Source organism: Microbacterium sp. NPDC089188, from assembly GCF_040685155.1.
GTDB classification, from domain to species: domain Bacteria; phylum Actinomycetota; class Actinomycetes; order Actinomycetales; family Microbacteriaceae; genus Microbacterium; species Microbacterium galbum.
On sequence record NZ_JBFBHH010000001.1, the window covers coordinates 611,097 to 629,360 of the forward strand.

Below are 18,264 nucleotides of genomic sequence, written 5' to 3' on the forward strand. Positions count from 1 at the left end.
TCATCAGGATGCCGGAGGTCGCGGCCGATCGCGTGCGGGAGGCGGCCAGACCGGACCGTTCTGCGGCCGGGGGCCCGCGGCATCCGGGGTCCGCTTCTGAGCGCGTCGGGCGCCGCGCTCCTCCCAGCTGCGGGCGGCGGCGCGGCCCATCGACTCCATGGACCGGGCGAGGGCGCGCTGGGCGGTCTCGGCCAGATCGGATGCCACGCGGCTCCACGCCTCGGGGCCCTCGACGCCGTGCTGGTCCGCACCCTGGCGGGCTGCGCGCTCGGCGCGGTCGAACGCGTGCGCGGTGCGGCGCACGGCATCGCGGTAGGCGAGGTAGTCGGCGGGCTCCAGGCGCGTCTGCACCGAGGCGGGCCGCAGCCACTGCGCCCTCTCGTGCGCGCGCAGGAAGTCCGCGAGGAGCGGGGAGCGCGAGTCGCTCATCTGCGGGTAGTCAATCGCGAGACCGGGGTCCGTCTCGTAGGCCATCCAGCGCGCCAGGATCGCGTCGTGCTCCGAGAGCAGGCGCGCCACCGGCAGAGGGGCGCTGCCCGCGCGGATCGCGGGGAGCATCGCTTTCGCGGCCCTCACCCCGGCGCGGCGGGCGCGCACCTCGGCCAGCGCGGCGCGCAGGTCGCGTTGCGCGTCGGTGAGGCGTCCGCGTGCGGCGGAGACGACGTCGGACGAGACACGGGATGCCGCCCGCTCGGCCTGAGCGCGCACCACCTCGGCGTCGGCGACCTTGACGTCGGCGCGTCCGCGGGTGACGGCGTGCCGCGCGGTCTGCAGATCGAGCAGAGCCGCGTCGAGTTCGAGGCGCCGCGCCGCCGCCTTGCCCAGGGGGCGTGACGCCCACGCGCGAGCGGCGCGATCGCCGGTGGTCGTCGCTCCGGCCGGCAGCGCGCGGTGTCGGGATCGACGCACGCCGATCCAGCCGACGGTGCCCGCACCGGCCGCCGCGGGGCCGATCCACCACCACTCGGCCAGAAAGACCAACAGCGGTTCCACACGCCCATGCTATGCCGGGCTCCCGACAGCGGGCTGGGCGGTGGGCCGGAATGCGCACGGGGTGAGCCGCGGGATGTGAGATCGTAGGCCGGTGACTCGGCGAACGCGCGCGGCCCTCTTCGCAGGGTCAGCCCGGAGGCGCGTCTCCCTCACACCCGGCCGGGCCATCGCCCTCGCGTTCGGGGGAGTCCTCGCCATCGGCACGGCGCTGCTCTCGCTGCCCATCGCGACTCAGGGGCGGCCGGCCACCTTCATGGAGGCACTCTTCACCGCGACGAGTGCCGTGTGCGTGACGGGGCACATCATCGTCGACACCCCGACCTTCTGGTCGCCGTTCGGCCAGGTCGTGATCATGGTGCTCATCCAGATCGGCGGATTCGGCGTCATGTCGCTCGCGACGCTGCTCGGTCTGCTCGTCGCGCGACGACTCGGGCTGCGCACCCGCCTCACGGCCGTGAGCGAGACGCACACCGTCGCGGTCGGCGATGTGCGCCGCGTGCTCCTCGGGGTGGCCCTGATCGCCCTGATCACCGAGGCCGTGGTGGCGCTGGTACTCACCGGACGCTTCTGGCTCGGCTACGGCGAGTCCTTCGGGCACTCCCTCTGGCTGGGCGTGTTCCACGCGGTGTCGTCGTTCAACAACGCGGGCTTCGCGCTCTTCAGCGACAGTCTCATGTCGTTCGCGACCGACCCGTTGATCTGCCTGCCGATCTGCGCGGCCATCATCCTCGGCGGCCTTGGTTTCCCGGTCATCATGGAGCTCTGGCGTCAGTACCGCTTCCCCCGGCGATGGACGCTCAACACCGTCACCGTGCTCGTCGGAAGCGCCGTGCTGCTGGTCGCGGGGACGGTCGTCCTCACGGCGTTGGAATGGTCGAATCCGGCGACCCTGGGGGCGATGGATCCTGCCGGCCGTCTGCTCGCCGGGTTCACGATGTCGGTGATGCCGCGCACCGCCGGCTTCAACTCGATCGACGTGTCGCAGATGTTCCCCGAGAGCTGGTTCGTCACCGACATCCTCATGTTCATCGGCGGCGGCCCCGCCGGTACGGCCGGAGGCGTGAAGATCACGACATTCGCGGTGCTGCTGTTCATCGTGCTGGCTGAACTGCGTGGCGACACCGCGGTCAACATGTTCGGCAAACGTCTTCCCCGATCGACTCACCGCGAGGCGCTCACGGTCGCACTGCTCTCGGTCGCTCTCGTGGTCGGATCGACCCTGGCGATCATGGTGCTGAGCCCGTTCGGCTTCGACCGGGTCTTCTTCGAGGTCATCTCGGCGTTCGCCACCGTCGGCCTCTCGACCGGCATCACGGCGGATCTGCCGACGCTGGCCCAGCTGATCCTCATCGTGCTGATGTTCATCGGGCGACTCGGTCCCGTCCTGCTCGGCGCCGCCCTGGCGCTGACGCGGGAGAAGCGCATGTACGAACTCCCGAAGGAGCGTCCGATCATTGGATAGCAACACGTTCTTCAGCCGGCGCCGGATGCGCGGGAACGCGGCGACGTCGATCGCGGTGATCGGTCTCGGGCGCTTCGGCGGGGCGCTCGCCACCGAACTCGCGCGCAGCGGCAGCGAGGTGCTCGGCGTCGACACCGACGAAGACATCGTCCAGTCGCTCAACGGCGTGCTCACGCACGTCGTGCGGGCCGACTCGACGAAGCAGGCGGCCCTGGAGCAGCTCGGGATCGCCGAGTTCGACCGCGTCGTCGTCGGGATCGGATCGGACATCCAAGCGAGCATCCTGACGACGTCGCTGTTGAAGCGCATGGGCACCCGCTCGATCTGGGCGAAGGCGATCAACGAGCAGCACGGGCTCATCCTCGAGCAGCTCGGAATCGAGCACGTCGTCTACCCCGAGGCCGACATGGGCCGCCGCGTCGCGCACCTCGTGCGGGGGTCGATGCTCGATTACGTCGAATTCGACCGCGACCTCGTCGTCGCGAAGACCGTGGCCCCGCGCGAGCTCGTCGGTCAGACCCTCGAGCAGGCGGCCGTGCGCCGGCGCCACGGTGTGACGATCGTCAAGATCCGGCAGGCCGACGGGCAGTGGCACGCTGCGGGCGCGGCATCCATCGTCGGAGAGGGCGATCTGCTGATCGTGATCGGTCCGGTAGACAAGACGGAGCGATTCGCCTCCCTGGCGTGACCCGCGTCAGGCCGGAGGAGCGCTCGCGATGTGCGCCTGCATCGGCAGGAGGTTCTGCAGCGGGGCCGTGTAGCCCTGCGCGGGCATGTCGAACACGACGCCTACGACGCCCTGCTGCGCGAACCCGGCGAGCCACTCGACCGCCCCGGGGAGCGGAACGCTCAGCACGCGTGAGGCGGCCTCTTCGTCGAGTCCGTTCGCGAGGGCTCCGTCGTGCGCGCGCTGTCGCGTGGTGAAGGCGAAGACCATCGGCCCGTTCGCGAGCTGACCGATGAACGGCGACGGGGCGTCGTCGGGTCCGCGCGCGATGAACGACCAGTGCGGCAGCGCGTAGACGGCGCGCCAGAGGGCATCCATCGCTGCGAAGCTGGTGGGCTGGGCACGCGCCGCATCGGAGAGGGCGTCGAGCGTGGCGACGGTCTCAGGAGTCGGGTCGATCAGGGACATGCGGAACGGCCTCGCGTCGTCAGCCCAGAATGAGCGAGATCACCGTCGCGCCCCCGCCGGTGAGGATGAGCGCACCGATCACGATCCAGGCGGTGATCTTCACGCGCTTCTGACGCTTGTCACTGAAGACGGTCATGTCGTCGTCGTCGGTCATCGCGCATCTCCTCTCGGCTGGGGTCCGTTCCGTGTGTCGGCGGCGTCGAGCGGGGCGGCCGATGCCGCGCGGGTGCGAATCCCGCGCGGCGATCGGCTCACGCCACCGGCTCCGCGACGGTGGGTCCGAAGACCGCGGGAAGGGTCTCGGTCGACAGGCGACGCAGTTCCGCGAGGGGGACGGTGAACACGTCCTGGATCTCGAGGGATGCCTCGGTGCCCGGCTCGATGTCGGTGACGCCGATGCGCAGCACCGGATAGCCGCGACCGTCGCACAGCCCACGGAACTTCACGTCCTCCTCGCGCGGCACGCTCACCAGCACGCGACCGGTCGACTCGCTGAACAGGGCGGCGGTGGCATCCAGTCCGTCGCGCTCCATGAGCTCGGTGAGCCAGACGCGCGCGCCGACGCCGAAGCGCATGACGCCCTCGGCGAGGGCCTGTGCGAGGCCGCCCGACGACAGGTCGTGAGCGCTCGAGACGAGCGACTGCGAACCCGCGGCCTGCAGCAGTTCGGCGAGCTTGCGCTCCTGCGCGAGGTCGACCTTCGGCGGGCGACCGCCGAGGTGGTCGTGGATGGTGCCGGCCCACTGCGAACCGTCGAGCTCGTCGGCGGTGACACCGAGCAGGTAGAGGTTCTCGCCGGCATCCTGCCATCCGCTCGGGATGCGGGCTGCGACGTCGTCGATGATGCCGAGCACGCCGACCACCGGGGTCGGGTGGATCGGCTGGTCGCCGGTCTGGTTGTAGAACGATACGTTGCCGCCCGTGACCGGGATGCCGAGCTCGAGGCAGCCGTCGCTCAGACCCTCGACGGCCTGGCTGAACTGCCACATGACCTCGGGGTTCTCGGGGCTGCCGAAGTTGAGGCAGTCGGTGACCGCGGTGGGCACGGCACCGGTGACGGCGACGTTGCGGTACGCCTCGGCGAGGGCGAGCTTCGCGCCGTTGTAGGGGTCGAGCTGGTTGTAGCGGCCGTTGCAGTCGGTCGCGATGGCGAAGCCGAGGCCGGTCTCCTCGTCGACGCGGATCATGCCGGCGTCGTCGGGGAAGCTCAGCGCGGTGTTGCCCAGCACGTAGTAGTCGTACTGGTTCGTGATCCACGAGGTGTCGGCGAGGTTGGGGCTCGCCACCAGCGTGGTGAACTGCTCGCGGAGGGCGTCGGCATCCGTCGCCCGGGGGAGGGATGCGGCGGAGTCGGCCTGCAGCGCGTCGATCCACGTCGGGTAGGCGACGGGACGCTCGTAGACGGGGCCGTCGACCGCGACGGTCGAGGGGTCGACGTCGACGATGCGCTCGCCGTACCAGTCGATGACGAGGCGGCCGTCGCCGGTGACCTCGCCGAGCACGCTCGTCTCGACGTCCCACTTGCCGACGACGGCGAGGAACGCGTCGAGCTTCTCGGGCGCGACGATCGCCATCATGCGCTCCTGCGACTCCGACATGAGGATCTCTTCGGGCGTGAGCGACGGGTCGCGCAGCAGCACCTTCGACAGCTCGACCTTCATACCGCTGTCGCCGTTGGCGGCCAGCTCGCTCGTGGCGCACGAGATGCCCGCGGCCCCGAGGTCCTGAATGGCCTCGACCAGATCGTCCTTGTAGAGCTCGAGGCAGCACTCGATGAGCACCTTCTCGGCGAACGGGTCGCCGACCTGGACCGCGGGGCGCTTCGTGGGTCCGCCGTCGGCGAAGGTGTCGGATGCCAGGATGCTCGCGCCGCCGATGCCGTCGCCGCCCGTGCGCGCGCCGAACAGCACGACCTTGTTGCCCACGCCCGTGGCGTTGGCGAGCTTGATGTCTTCGTGGCGCATGACGCCGACCGCGAGGGCGTTGACGAGCGGGTTGCCCTGGTAGACGGCGTCGAACACCGTCTCGCCGCCGATGTTGGGCAGGCCCAGGCAGTTGCCGTAGAACGAGATGCCGCTGGTGACGCCGTGCATGACGCGGGGGGTGTCGGGGTGGTCGATCGCGCCGAAGCGCAGCTGGTCCATGACCGCGACGGGACGGGCGCCCATCGAGATGATGTCGCGGACGATGCCGCCGACGCCGGTCGCGGCGCCCTGGAAGGGCTCGATGTAGCTCGGGTGGTTGTGCGACTCGACCTTGAAGGTCACCGCCCAGCCTTCGCCGACATCGACGACGCCGGCGTTCTGGCCCATGCCCACCATGAGGCGGGTCTTCATCTCGTCGCTGACCTTCTGGCCGAACTGACGGAGGTAGATCTTGCTCGACTTGTAGGAGCAGTGCTCGCTCCACATGACCGAGTACATCGCCAGCTCGCCGCTGGTGGGGCGGCGGCCCAGGATTTCGCGGATCTTCGCGTACTCATCGCTCTTCAGGCCCAGAGCGCCGTAGGGCTGGTCCTTCTCGGGCGTGGCGATCGCGTTCTCGACCGTATCGGCGAGGGCGGTACGGGCGGCGGGGTTCGGGGTGGTCACGCGGCTGAGCTCCAAGAATCGCAGGGGCCGGACGGGAGCCAGTCTAGTTGGGCGGGCCGACATGCCCGGGCGGTCATCTCCCCTCCCCGGGTGGGGAGGCTGTGGGGAGGAGGGGTCGAGGACGGCATCCGTTCCGCCGCCCTCGCCGCGCGACGATTCGCACACCCCCGGTCCGCACCGAGCGGCGCGAAGCGAGGTTGTGCAGAGGAGGGCGGAACCGACAGGCTGGGCCGCACCCGAGCGAAAGGCGCACGCCCATGGCCATCCTGAACTTCCACCTCGTCGTCTCGGGCGACCTCGCCGCCGCCCAACAGGCCACGCGGACCGCGCTCGAGGCGGCCGGCTTCACCGTGACCGAGGGGCGCGACCACTGGAAGGCGACCCACGGCAGCGTCGCCACGACCATGTTCCTCGGTCTGCGCGCGAACGACGCCGACGTGCGCGAGGTGCTCGACGTGCGCTTCACCGACCTGGACGGCACCGTCCGCGTCGACCTGCACCGCCCGATCTTCCAGCCGGCCGGCGGCAGCGACGACGGTCTGGAGCAGCGGAAGCTGCACACGGCGTATCAGGACGTCGTCTCCCGCGTGCAAGCCGACCTGCAGCGGCAGGGCGTGCTCGTCAGCGCCGACGTCTGACGCGGCCGCATGCGCGTGATCGTCGCCCCCGACAAGTTCAAGGGCACCCTGAGTGCCCGGGCGGCGGCGGATGCCATGGCCGAGGCCGTGCACGCGTGGCGACGCAGCGCGGAGGTGGTGGGCGTGCCCATCGCCGACGGCGGTGACGGCACGCTCGACGCTCTCGGCGGCGCGAACCGCGAGGACGTGGTGACCGGACCCCGGGGAGCGCCGGTGCGTGCGCCGTGGCGCCTCGACGGCGATCGGGCCGTCATCGAGTCGGCCGTGGCATCCGGGCTCGTGCTCGCCGGGGGAGCGAGCGGCAACGATCCCTGGGCCGCCACGAGCCGGGGCGTGGGCGAGCTCGTCGCCCTCGCACTCGACGGCGGCGCGTCGCGCATCGTCGTCGGCATGGGCGGCTCGGCGATGACCGACGGCGGACGCGGAGCGCTCGAGGCTCTCGGTGATCGCGTCCCCTTCGCTTCCGGGCGGGTCGTCGTGCTGACCGACACGACCGTCGCGTTCGACGACGCTGCGCGGGTCTTCGCGCCGCAGAAGGGGGCGGATGCCGCCATGGTGCGGCGCCTCACGCAGCGGCTCGAGACGGATGCCGCGGAGTGGGCGCTTCGCTTCGGATGCGACGTGCGTCGCGTTCCCCGCACGGGCGCCGCGGGTGGGCTCTCGGGCGCGCTGTCGGCGGCGGGTGCGGAGCTGGTCGACGGGGCCGCCTACGTCTCCGACGCGCTGGGGCTGGACACGCTGATCGCGGGCGCCGACCTCGTGCTCACCGGCGAGGGGGCCTTCGATGAGACCTCCCTGGCCGGGAAAGGCCCCGGGCACGTGCTCGCGCTCGCCGCGGCGTACGGGGTGCGCGCCCTCGTGGTCGCGGGGGTCGTCGACGCGGGGGCGGCGGACCTGCACGCGATCTCGCTCGTCGAGACCGTGGGCGAGCAGCGGGCCCGTCAGGAACCCGCCACCGCCGTCCGGATCGCGACCGCGACGGCGCTGGAGCGGTGGAGCGCCGTCATCCCCTCCTGATCAGGGGCGGGAGGCTGTGTGCCTGTGCCTCGACCTCGACGGCGCCGTGCGGTGGGGGCTGCGCCCGCGCGAGCGCCGGGGCGATGGCATCCACGGTCTCGTTCGCCGGTTGCCGCGCCGCCGGCACGGCGGGAGGAGGGTCTGCGAGTGCCGGTGGGGCGTAGCCTCATCTCGTGACGTCGCACCCCGCCGAGATCGCCTCGGGCCCGCCCCTGCGGTGGTCGGCGCTGAGCGCGACGGGTCGGCGGGTGCTGCTGGACCTGCTGGTGCACGGGCCGCGCTCTCGCATCCGCATCGCGGAGCGCCTGGGGCTCTCGCGTGCGAGCCTCACGCGAGTGGCGCGCGAGTTGGTCGATGCGGGTCTGATCCTGCCGGGCGACATGCTGGCCAGCGCCTCGCGCGGGCGTCCCGCCGAAGAGCTGCACCTGCGGCCGCAGGCGGCGCACTTCGTCGGGGTGAAGGTGACCGCGGAGCGGGTGTACGCGGTGGTCACCGACCTCGCTGCGACCGTCGTCGACGAACTCGAGATCGCCCTCGTCTCGCCGGCCGAGGGTGAGGTCGTCGACGCGATCGTCGACGCGACCCGGGCGCTGGGAGCCCGGCACGGGACGATGTCGGCGCTCGGCGTCGGGCTCGCGGCCGACGTCCTGCGACGGGAGGGGGAGCCCCTCGTGGCGAGCTCGCCCCTGCTCGGGTGGAGCGCCCCGGTGCCGCTGGCGCGGCTGCTGGCCGAGCGGGTCGGGATGCCCGTCACCATCGCGAACGACGTGCACGCGTTGACAGCCGCTCACCACTGGTTCGGCAGCGGCGTCGACCACCGCTCCGTCGTCGTCTACGGGGTCGGCGCCGGCATCGGGTGCGGCGTCGTGATCGACGACGAGTTGGTGCAGGGGTCTCACGGGCGCAGCGGCCGGGTGGGTCACACCCGGATCGCCCGGACGGGGCGTCCGTGCACGAACGGGCACCCCGACTGCGTGCACAGCTTCGTGAGCATGCCGGCCATCGAAGCGAACGCCGGCGTGGCGCCCGGCGACTATGCCGTCGCCCTCGAGCGTGCGCGCGCCGCCGACGGGCGCGAGCGCGCGGCGTTCGCGTCGGCGGCCTACGCCCTGGGGGCGGCGGTGGCCGAGACGGTGAACCTCCTCGACCCGGAGCTGATCTCGCTCATGGGCGAGGGCCTCGACATGCTCGACCTGGACCCCGCCGCGTTCGACGACGGCCTCAGCGCGCACCTGGAGCAGGTTCCGCGCACGAGCGTCCGCATCGACCGACCGCCTTTCGCCTTCGGTCTGTACGCCCGCGGCGCCGCCGCGACGGCGATCCGCGAGCTGCTCTCGGTCTGACCCGGCGCACACCGCCCCCGACGCGGGGACCTCCTTCGCGTGCGCGCGGATCGTTTTTGTTTCATAGGTTGACAAAATCGAGCGGGGCGGCGAGGGTAGGACGCGAGCACCCGGGGGTCGGCCCCGGGGAGCATCGGCCGCACCCTCGCCCGGAGCCGGTCGCACCTACAAAGGAGTAGTTCGTGAAGCGCAGCAGTCTTTTCCGCGTCGGGGCCCTCGCCGTCGCGAGTGCCGCCGTCCTGACCACCGCCGGCTGCGCCGGCGATGCGGGGCAGTCCTCGGGTCCGGTGACCCTCGAGTACTGGGCGTGGGCACCCGGCATCGGCGACGTCATCGATGTCTGGAACGAGCAGAATCCCGACATCCAGGTGAAGGTGGTCGAGGCCGCGGGCGCCGACGACATGATCGCCAAGCTGCTCGCGGCACAGCGCGCGGGCGAGGGTCCCGACCTCGCCCAGGCCGAGTACCAGAAGCTGCCCAACATGGTCGTCAGCGACGTGGCTCTCGACATCAGCGAGTACGCCGACACGTTCACCGACGGTTTCTCCGAGGGGGCGCTGAGCCTGGTCACCGTCGGAGACGGCGTGTACGCCGTGCCCCAGGACACCGGCCCCATGATCTTCATGTACCGCAAGGACGTCTTCGACCAGAACGGATGGACCGCGCCGTCCACCTGGGACGAGTACGCGGCACTGGCGCAGACGGTGAAGACCACCCTCCCCGGCACCCTGCTCGGGGGCTACCCCGACGATGCGTCGACGATGGCCGCCTACGCGCAGCCCCTCGGCGCCGAGTGGTGGGCCACCGAGGGCGACGCCTGGAAGGTCGGCATCGACGAGGCCCCCACGCAGCGCGTCGTGGACTTCTGGCAGCCGCTGGTCGAGCAGGGTCTCGTCGACACCACGCACTTCTTCACCCCGGAGTGGGGCACGAAGATGAACGACGGCAGCATCCTCAGCTGGACCGCGGGGGCCTGGGCACCCGCCGCCGCGTTCTCGGTGGCGCCCGACACCGCGGGCCTCTGGGCCGCCGCGAAGATGCCCACGTGGGACGGCGAGACCGGCACCGGCTTCATGGGCGGCTCCTCCGTCATGGTGACCAAGAACACCGAGCACCCGAAGGAGGCCGTCGAGTTCCTCCAGTGGCTCAATGCGAGCGACGAGGGCACCAAGGGGCTCATCGACATCGGTCTGTTCCCGGCCTCCTCGGCGGGCCAGTCGCAGCTCGCGGGTCAGCCCGTGCCCGACCTGGTGAGCGACCAGGCGGACTTCTGGGACCTCGCCGTCGACATCGCCGAGAACAGTGCCCCCTTCACCTGGGGTCCGAACGTGCAGGTGGCCTTCGACTCGTGGTCCGACGGGGTGAAGGCCGCGACGCAGAACGGCGGCTCGTACACCGCCGTCTTGAAGTCGGCTCAGGATGCCGTGGTCGCCGACCTCGAGAAGTCCGGATTCACGGTCCAGTGATCGCCCCGCGGTGGGAGGGCCCGCGCCCTCCCACCGCCGACCCAGGAGAACGACCTGTGACCACCACCGTCTCGCGCGCGGCATCCCGGCGCACCTCCCTCCGGCCCCGCGTGGCCCCGTGGGCGTTCCTCGCGCCCGCGCTCGCGCTGTTCACGATGTTCCTCATCGTGCCCATCGGGTACGCCATCTACCTCAGCGTCATGCAGCTGCGCTCCAGCGGCGGCGCCTTCGGCATCCGTCAGCAGACCTTCGTCGGTCTCGACAACTACGTCGCCTCGCTCACCGATCCCGAACTCGTGGCATCCCTGGGTCGGCTCGGGATCTTCGCCCTCATCTCGGTGCCGCTGACCCTCGGTCTCGCGCTGACGTTCGCGCTGCTGCTGGATCTGCCCGGGGTGCGCCTGGCCCGCTTCTCGCGCCTCGCGATCTTCCTGCCGTATGCCGTGCCCGGGGTGATCGGCGCTCTGCTGTGGGGCTTCCTCTATCTTCCGCGCACGAGCCCTGCGACCTACGTGCTGCAGGCGGTGGGGCTGCCGTCGGTCGACTTCCTGAACGGCTCGTGGCTCTACCTGTCGCTGTCGAACATCGCCGTGTGGGCGGGCGTCGGCTTCAACATGATCGTGATGTACACCGCGTTGCGGTCCATCCCCAGCGAGCTCTACGAGGCGGCCAAGATCGACGGCGCCTCGGAATGGCAGATCGCCTGGCGGATCAAGGTGCCCCTGCTCACCCCCGCGCTCGTGCTGACGTTCCTGTTCTCGATCATCGCCACGCTCCAGGCGTACGGCGAACCCACGACGCTGCGGTCGATGTCGAACTCGATCTCGTTCAACTTCTTCCCGCTGATGAAGATCTACCGCGACGCGTTCAACCTGGACAACACCTCGGGAGCGGCAGCCGCCTCGGTCGTGCTGGCCCTGGGAACCCTCGTCGTCTCGCTCGGGCTCCTCCGCCTCCTGCAGCGCCGCACCTTCGGAGAGAACTGATGGCCACCCTCACCGCCGACGCCCCCACGACGCGCGCCCCGCGGCCGCCCGCGCGCCGCCCACGCCCCGTGACCCGGGGCCGCGTCATCCCCACCCTCGTGCTGTTGATGGGCGCGATCTACACGCTCATCCCGATCGTCTGGGTGATCACCGCCTCGACGAAGTCGCGCGGGGAGCTGTTCAGCACCTTCTCGTTCCTGCCCGGGACCGGGTTCTGGCAGAACCTCGTCGACCTCTCCACCTACGGCGGCGGCGTGTACTGGAAGTGGGCGGGCAACAGCCTGCTCTACGCCGGGGGCGGAGCCGTCCTGTCGACCCTCGTGTCGGCGGCGGCCGGGTACGCGCTCGCCCGCTACCGGTTCCGGGGGCGCGCCGTGGTGTTCAACGTGCTGCTCGCGGGCGTCATGCTGCCGCAGATCACCCTCGCGATCCCGCAGTACTTCCTCATGGCCGAGCTGGGCCTCGCGAACACGTACTGGGCCGTGCTGCTGCCGAGCATCATCAACCCGTTCGGGATCTATCTCGCCACCATCTACGCGCAGTCGTCGGTGCCGGAGGAGACCGTCGAGGCCGCTCGCCTCGACGGGGCGAGCGAGTTCCGCATCTTCCTGTCGATCGCGATGCCCGTGATGGTCCCCGGCCTGATCACCGTGTTCATGCTGCAGTTCGTCGGCATCTGGAACAACTTCCTGCTGCCGTTCATCATGCTCAGCAACGAGCAGCTCTATCCCCTCACCACGGGTCTCTACCTGCTGCTCAATCGCGGCACGGGGACGCCCGCGCTCTACTCGCTCGCAATCGTCGGTGCGCTGCTCGCCATCGTGCCGCTCCTGCTCCTGATGATCTTCCTGCAGCGCTTCTGGCGACTCGACCTCGTCAGCGGCAGCCTCAAGGGCTGACGTCCTCCGCTCGCGCCTCCTCCCCACGAAAGAACCATGAACGACTTCTCCTCGCACGCCGCCGACCTGCCCGCCCCCACCCGCTTCGACTGGATCGCCGACGGCATCGCCTTCGGAGCCGACTACAACCCCGAGCAATGGCCCGAGGAGCTGTGGCCCGAGGACATCGCGCTGATGCAGCGCGCGGGAGTGACCTCGGTGTCGCTCGGCATCTTCTCGTGGGGCCTGCTCGAGACCGCCGACGGGGTCTGGGACTGGGGGTGGCTGGACCGCATCATGGACCTGCTGCACGCCGGCGGAATCGGGGTGAACCTGGCCACCCCGACCGCGGCGCCGCCGATCTGGCTCCTGCGGGCGCACCCCGAGATCGCGACGGTGGATGCCGACGGCCACCGCACCGCGCAGGGAGGGCGCCTCGCCTGGTCGCCGAGTTCTGCGGTGTTCCGCCGCTACGCGCTGCGCGTCGTGCGCGCGATCGCCGAGCGGTACGGCTCGCATCCGGCGCTGCGCATGTGGCACGTCAGCAATGAGATCGGCAATGAGAACGGGCGCTGCTACAGCGAGGAGACGGCCGCGGCCTTCCGCCTCTGGCTCGCCGAGCGCTTCGGCGAGGTCTCGCGTCTGAACGCTGCGTGGGGCACCGCGTTCTGGGGCCACCACTACACCTCGTTCGACCAGATCGAGCCGCCGCGCGGCGCACGCACGGGGCACAACCCCGGTCTGCTGCTCGATTTCGAGCGCTTCACCTCCGACGCGTTGATCGGCCACTACCGCGCCGAGCGCGACGAACTGCGACGGATCACCCCCGGAATCCCGATCACGACGAACTTCATGGTGATGAACACCCCGGGCGCCACCGATCATGAGGTGTGGGCCCGCGAGGTCGACATCGTCGCGAACGACCACTACACGATCGGGGCCGACCCGTTCCGGCACAGCGAGCTGGCCTTCAGCGCCGACCGCGTGCGCGGCCTGGTCGGCGGGCGCCCCTGGATGCTCATGGAGCACTCGACGGCCGCGGTGAACTGGCAGGGCGTGAACCGCGCGAAGTCCGTCGGCGAGATGGCGCGCGACTCCCTCGCGCACGTGGCTCGGGGCTCCGACGGCATCCTGTTCTTCCAGTGGCGGGCGTCGACGGCGGGAGCCGAGCAGTACCACTCGGCGATGCTGCCGCATGCCGGGGCGGACTCCGCGATCTTCCGCGACGTCGAACGGCTCGGCGCGACGCTGAAGGCCCTCGCCCCCGTGCGGGGGACGCGGGTCGAGAAGGCGCGGGTCGCCCTGCTCTTCGACCACGACACGGTCGCGGCCCTGCGCAGCGGCCGCATGCCCAGCGACCTCGTCGACCCGATGGACATGCCGATCGCGATCCACCGCGCCCTCACGCTGCGCGGCGTCGCCGTCGACGTGCTGCCGTCCTCGGCCGACCTCGACGGATACGCGGCGGTCGTCGTTCCCACGCTCTACCTGGCCGATGACGCGCTGCCCGCGCGCCTCGAGCGGCTCGCGAACGACGGCGCCCATGTGCTCGTGACGTACCTCTCCGGCATCGTCGACCCCGAGAACCGCGTGCGCGCCGGCGGATATCCGGGCGCCTTCCGCGATCTGCTCGGCATCCGCGTCGACGAGTTCTTCCCGCTCATGGCGGGCGAGAGCGTGACGCTCGACAGCGGCCATACGGCATCGGTGTGGCTCGAGGACGTCGATGCCCGCGACAGCGAGGTGCGCGCGCGCGTGACCAGCGGCGAACGCTCCGGCACGGCGACCTGGACGCGGCGTTCGCTCGGACGTGGCAGCGCGTCGTACCTCGCGACCCGCCCCGACACCGAAGGTCTCGACGCGGTGCTGTCCGATCTGCTTGCCGCCGCCGGGGTGGGCCCGGTGGTCGCGTCCGAGCCCGGGCTCGACGTGATCCGACGGGTGGGCGACGGCTCGTCGTACCTCTTCCTCCTCAACCACACGGATGCCGAGCGCTCGGCGGCGGCGTCGGGGCGCGACCTCGTGACCGGTGAACGGTACGACGGCACCGTGCGGGTGGCATCCGGAGCCGTCGTCGTCGTGGAGGAGGAGCGATGAAGTTCACCGACGGGTTCTGGCAGCTGCGGCCGGGCGTGCGCGCGCTGTACGCGCAGGAGGCGGTCGACATCCGCGAGGTCGAGACGATCGACGGTCCGGGCCTGCGCGTGCTGGCCCCGACGAAGGTGATCGAGCGCCGCGGCGACACGCTGAACCGGCCCGTGCTCACCACCACCCTGTCGTCGCCGGCCGAGGGGGTCGTGCGCGTGCGCATCGAGCACCACACCGGTCGGGGCCGCGGCTGCTCCTTCCCGCTGCCGGGCGCCGGTCGCGGGGCCGGAGCGGTCGATGCGGAGGCGGGGGTGCTGCGCAGTGGGGCCCTCGAGGCGCGGGTGACTGCCGGTGCGCCGTGGGCGCTGTCGTTCCGATCGGACGGCCGTCTGCTCACCGCCAGCGCGGCCAAGGCCCAGGCCTACGTCACCCTCGACGAGGGGGCGCAGGTCGACCGGGCGATCGTCGACCCGGCGGGATCGAGCCCGCCGCGCACGTTCGTCCACGAGCAGCTCGACCTCGGCGTCGGCGAGCTCGTCTACGGCCTCGGCGAGAGGTTCGGGCCGCTGGTGAAGAACGGCCAGTCCGTCGACATCTGGAACGCCGACGGCGGCACCTCCAGTGAGCAGGCGTACAAGAACGTGCCCCTGTACGTCTCGAACCGCGGGTACGGCGTACTCGTCAACGACCCGGGCCACGTGTCCTTCGAGGTGGGCTCCGAGGCGGTCGAGCGCGTGCAGTTCTCCGTCGCGGGCGAGGCTCTGGAGTACTTCGTCTTCGACGGCCCGACCCCGAAGGACGTCCTCTCGCGCTACACGGCTCTCACCGGCCGGCCCCCGGTCGTGCCGGCATGGTCGTACGGCCTGTGGCTGTCCACGAGCTTCACCACCGACTACGACGAGGCGACCGTCACCTCGTTCATCGACGAGATGGCCCGCCGCGAGCTGCCCGTGTCGGTGTTCCACTTCGACTGCTTCTGGATGCGCGAGTTCCAGTGGTGCGACTTCGAGTGGGATCCCCGCGTCTTCCCCGACCCCGACGGCATGCTCCGGCGCCTGCACGAGCGCGACCTGCGCGTGTGCGTGTGGATCAACCCGTACATCGGCCAGGCCTCGCCGCTGTTCGCCGAGGCGGCCGAAGCGGGCTACCTCGTGCGCCGAGCCGACGGATCGGTGTGGCAGTGGGACCTGTGGCAGGCCGGAATGGGCCTGGTCGATTTCACCGACTCGGATGCCACCCGCTGGTTCCAGGAGCACCTCCGACGCCTCGTGCGACAGGGCGTGGACTGCTTCAAGACCGACTTCGGAGAGCGCATCCCCCTCGACGTCGTCTACGCCGACGGCACCGCGCCCGACCGCATGCACAACCTCTACACCGAGCTGTACAACCGCGCGGTCTACGACGTGCTCGTCCAGGAGCGCGGCGAGGGCGACGCGGTGCTGTTCGCGCGGTCGGCCACGGCCGGCGGGCAGAGCATGCCCGTGCACTGGGGAGGGGACTCCACCTCGACGTTCGCGTCGATGGCCGAGACCCTGCGCGGAGGCCTGTCGCTCGCGATGAGCGGCTTCGCGCACTGGAGTCACGACATCGGCGGCTTCGAAGGGCTTCCGGATGCCGCAGTGTTCAAGCGCTGGACCGCATTCGGCCTGCTCGGAACCCACAGTCGCTTCCACGGATCCGAGTCGTACCGCGTGCCGTGGCAGTTCGACGACGAGGCGGTGGAGATCACGCGCCTGTTCACGAACCTCAAGATGCGGCTGATGCCGTACCTCTTCCAGCTCGGTCTGACCGCCGCCGACACCGGCGTGCCGGTCATGCGGCCGATGGCGTTGGAGTTCCCCGACGACCCGGCCGTCGCCCACCTCGATCGGCAGTACATGCTCGGCTCCGACCTCCTCGTCGCGCCGGTGTTCTCGGCCGAGGGCGATGTGGAGTTCTACCTCCCCGAGGGGCGCTGGACCCACCTGCTGAGCGGCGAGACGGTCGAGGGCGGGCGGTGGCTGCGCGAACGCCACGGCTTCGACAGCCTGCCGCTGTACGCCCGCCCGGGCGCCGTCATCCCGTGGGGGGCGCGGGGGGACCGGCCCGACTACGACTACCTCGACGGACTCGAGGTGCGCGTCTTCCCCGGCGGCAGCGGAACGCGCGAGATCATCGTCACGACCCCCGACGGGCGATCGTCCGTCCTCACCGTCGACCTCGAGGAGCCTTCCCGATGACCCTTCCCCCGACGGTCGGCTCGACCGACTACCGCGACAGCGGGCTCGTCTTCCCCGAGGGCTTCACGTTCGGCTCGGCCACGGCGTCCTACCAGGTGGAGGGGGCGGCGGCGCAGGACGGCCGGCTCCCCTCGATCTGGGACACCTTCAGCAAGACCCCGGGTCGCGTCTGGAACGGCGACACCGGCGACGTGGCCTGCGACCACTACCACCGCTGGGAGGCCGACCTCGATCTCATGGCGGAGCTGGGCCTCGGCGCCTACCGGTTCTCGATCGCGTGGCCGCGCATCGTCCCCGAGGGCACCGGCGCGGTCAACCAGGCGGGCGTCGACTTCTACTCGCGTCTCGTCGACGGCCTGCTCGAGCGGGGCATCCGGCCGGTGGCGACGCTGTACCACTGGGATCTGCCGCAGACCCTGGAGGATGCCGGCGGTTGGCCGATGCGCGCGACGGCCGACGCCTTCGAGCGCTACGCCGAGATCATGGGCGCGGCTCTGGGCGATCGCATCCACACCTGGACGACGCTGAACGAACCCTGGTGCTCGGCCTACCTCGGCTACGGGCAGGGCGGACACGCGCCGGGGCGACACGAACCGGCCGCCGCGCTCGCCGCGGTGCACCACCTGAACCTCGCGCACGGCCGCGCGGTGCAGGCGCTGCGGGCCACCTCGACCGGCGACCCGGAGTACTCGGTGACGCTGAACTTCCACGTGCCGCGGGGCCGCGGTGAGCAGGCGGCGGAGGCGGTGCGACGCGTGGACGCCCTCGCGAACCGGGCCTTCACCGGCCCGATACTGCGCGGGGCCTATCCCGACGACCTGCTGGCCGACACGGCATCCGTCACCGACTGGTCGTTCGTGCACGAGGGCGACCTGGAGGCCATCCATCAGCCCCTCGACGTGCTGGGCGTGAACTACTACTCCACCGTCACCGCGCAGATCTGGGACGGGGTGTCGCCGAAGCAGAGCAACGACGGACACAAGGCTGCCGCCGGCGGCACGGCGTGGCCCGGGAGCGACGACGTGCTCGAGTTCCTGCCGCAGCCGGGCCCGTCGACCGCCATGGGCTGGAACATCGCGCCCGAGGGACTCGAGGAGCTCCTGCTGTCGCTGCGCGAGCAGTTCCCGCAGCAGCCGCTCATGGTGACCGAGAACGGCGCCGCGTTCGACGACGTCGTGGGCGACGACGGGTCCGTCCCCGACCCGGAACGGCTCGACTACCTGCGCCGTCACTTCACCGCCGCCCACCGCGCCCTCGAGCAGGGCGTCGATCTGCGCGGCTACTTCGTGTGGTCGCTGATGGACAACTTCGAATGGGGCTACGGCTACGCGAAGCGCTTCGGCATCGTCCGCGTCGACTTCGACACCCTCGAGCGCACCGTGAAGGACAGCGGGCGCTGGTACGCCGAGCTCGCGCGCACGGGGGTGCTGCCGGCCTGAGGCATCTCC

General features: G+C 71.0%; 15 protein-coding genes. 11 read left to right on the forward strand and 4 right to left on the reverse strand.

Annotation, left to right across the window (positions count from 1 at the left end; genetic code table 11):
* Window positions 1–3: 3 nt before the first annotated feature.
* Entirely contained in the window at window positions 4–993 is a 990-nt protein-coding gene (locus AB0N80_RS02785) for a hypothetical protein (protein WP_363577425.1), read from the reverse strand.
* Window positions 994–1,084: 91 nt separating this feature from the next.
* Here AB0N80_RS02785 and AB0N80_RS02790 point away from each other — a divergent pair, with 91 nt between their 5' ends.
* Together AB0N80_RS02790 and AB0N80_RS02795 are read left to right on the forward strand one after the other, a co-directional pair.
* Window positions 1,085–2,455, forward strand: coding sequence for a potassium transporter TrkG (locus AB0N80_RS02790; RefSeq protein ID WP_363388151.1), 1,371 nt, complete (start codon window positions 1,085–1,087; stop codon window positions 2,453–2,455).
* Window positions 2,448–3,143, forward strand: a complete 696-nt coding sequence (locus tag AB0N80_RS02795) for a TrkA family potassium uptake protein (RefSeq protein ID WP_315994024.1) — start codon at window positions 2,448–2,450, stop codon at window positions 3,141–3,143. Before AB0N80_RS02790 ends, AB0N80_RS02795 begins: the two co-directional genes overlap by 8 nt.
* Window positions 3,144–3,149: 6 nt before the next feature.
* Here AB0N80_RS02795 and AB0N80_RS02800 read toward each other — a convergent pair whose 3' ends face one another.
* From AB0N80_RS02800 to purL, 3 genes are all read right to left on the reverse strand, one after another.
* Window positions 3,150–3,590 carry a hypothetical protein gene (locus AB0N80_RS02800; RefSeq protein ID WP_363577427.1) on the reverse strand — a complete coding sequence of 147 codons (441 nt, stop codon included), beginning with the start codon at window positions 3,588–3,590 and terminating at the stop codon, window positions 3,150–3,152.
* A 19-nt stretch (window positions 3,591–3,609) separates the two neighbouring features.
* Window positions 3,610–3,744, reverse strand: a complete 135-nt coding sequence (locus tag AB0N80_RS02805) for a hypothetical protein (protein WP_315994022.1) — start codon at window positions 3,742–3,744, stop codon at window positions 3,610–3,612.
* Window positions 3,745–3,841: 97 nt separating this feature from the next.
* Entirely contained in the window at window positions 3,842–6,181 is a 2,340-nt protein-coding gene (gene purL, locus AB0N80_RS02810; protein ID WP_363577429.1) for a phosphoribosylformylglycinamidine synthase subunit PurL, read from the reverse strand.
* A gap of 257 nt (window positions 6,182–6,438) precedes the next feature.
* Between purL and AB0N80_RS02815 the strand changes: the two genes are divergently transcribed.
* The 9 genes from AB0N80_RS02815 to AB0N80_RS02855 all read left to right on the forward strand — a co-directional run bounded on the left by AB0N80_RS02815 (window position 6,439) and on the right by AB0N80_RS02855 (window position 18,255).
* Window positions 6,439–6,819 (forward strand): hypothetical protein, encoded by a 381-nt coding sequence (locus tag AB0N80_RS02815; protein WP_315994020.1) that lies wholly within the window; start codon window positions 6,439–6,441, stop codon window positions 6,817–6,819.
* A gap of 9 nt (window positions 6,820–6,828) precedes the next feature.
* On the forward strand, window positions 6,829–7,836 hold the full coding sequence (locus AB0N80_RS02820) for a glycerate kinase (protein ID WP_363577431.1): 1,008 nt from the start codon (window positions 6,829–6,831) through the stop codon (window positions 7,834–7,836).
* A 173-nt stretch (window positions 7,837–8,009) separates the two neighbouring features.
* The gene (locus AB0N80_RS02825; RefSeq protein ID WP_315994018.1) at window positions 8,010–9,179 is read left to right on the forward strand and encodes an ROK family transcriptional regulator; all 1,170 of its coding nucleotides are present in this window, start codon (window positions 8,010–8,012) and stop codon (window positions 9,177–9,179) included.
* A gap of 182 nt (window positions 9,180–9,361) precedes the next feature.
* Window positions 9,362–10,645, forward strand: coding sequence for an extracellular solute-binding protein (locus AB0N80_RS02830; protein WP_315994017.1), 1,284 nt, complete (start codon window positions 9,362–9,364; stop codon window positions 10,643–10,645).
* Window positions 10,646–10,701: 56 nt separating this feature from the next.
* Complete coding sequence (locus AB0N80_RS02835) at window positions 10,702–11,631, forward strand: sugar ABC transporter permease (RefSeq protein ID WP_363577434.1); 930 nt, start codon at window positions 10,702–10,704, stop codon at window positions 11,629–11,631.
* On the forward strand, window positions 11,631–12,530 hold the full coding sequence (locus AB0N80_RS02840; protein ID WP_315994015.1) for a carbohydrate ABC transporter permease: 900 nt from the start codon (window positions 11,631–11,633) through the stop codon (window positions 12,528–12,530). The genes AB0N80_RS02835 and AB0N80_RS02840 overlap by 1 nt, the downstream gene beginning before the upstream one ends.
* Window positions 12,531–12,566: 36 nt before the next feature.
* Complete coding sequence (locus tag AB0N80_RS02845; RefSeq protein WP_315994014.1) at window positions 12,567–14,606, forward strand: beta-galactosidase; 2,040 nt, start codon at window positions 12,567–12,569, stop codon at window positions 14,604–14,606.
* Window positions 14,603–16,816: an alpha-xylosidase gene (gene yicI, locus AB0N80_RS02850; protein ID WP_363577436.1), complete on the forward strand. Its 2,214-nt coding sequence runs from the start codon at window positions 14,603–14,605 to the stop codon at window positions 16,814–16,816. The genes AB0N80_RS02845 and yicI overlap by 4 nt, the downstream gene beginning before the upstream one ends.
* Window positions 16,813–18,255 carry a GH1 family beta-glucosidase gene (locus AB0N80_RS02855; protein ID WP_363577438.1) on the forward strand — a complete coding sequence of 481 codons (1,443 nt, stop codon included), beginning with the start codon at window positions 16,813–16,815 and terminating at the stop codon, window positions 18,253–18,255. The genes yicI and AB0N80_RS02855 overlap by 4 nt, the downstream gene beginning before the upstream one ends.
* The last annotated feature ends 9 nt before the right edge of the window (window positions 18,256–18,264 follow it).

Bases quoted from the DNA above. Each gene is read 5' to 3' on its own strand.
- AB0N80_RS02800 (WP_363577427.1), bottom strand. From the start codon at position 3,590: ATGTCCCTGATCGACCCGACTCCTGAGACCGTCGCCACGCTCGACGCC.
- AB0N80_RS02805 (WP_315994022.1), bottom strand. From the start codon at position 3,744: ATGACCGACGACGACGACATGACCGTCTTCAGTGACAAGCGTCAGAAG.
- AB0N80_RS02815 (WP_315994020.1), top strand. From the start codon at position 6,439: ATGGCCATCCTGAACTTCCACCTCGTCGTCTCGGGCGACCTCGCCGCC.
- AB0N80_RS02820 (WP_363577431.1), top strand. From the start codon at position 6,829: ATGCGCGTGATCGTCGCCCCCGACAAGTTCAAGGGCACCCTGAGTGCC.
- AB0N80_RS02840 (WP_315994015.1), top strand. From the start codon at position 11,631: ATGGCCACCCTCACCGCCGACGCCCCCACGACGCGCGCCCCGCGGCCG.
- AB0N80_RS02845 (WP_315994014.1), top strand. From the start codon at position 12,567: ATGAACGACTTCTCCTCGCACGCCGCCGACCTGCCCGCCCCCACCCGC.
- yicI (WP_363577436.1), top strand. From the start codon at position 14,603: ATGAAGTTCACCGACGGGTTCTGGCAGCTGCGGCCGGGCGTGCGCGCG.
- AB0N80_RS02855 (WP_363577438.1), top strand. From the start codon at position 16,813: ATGACCCTTCCCCCGACGGTCGGCTCGACCGACTACCGCGACAGCGGG.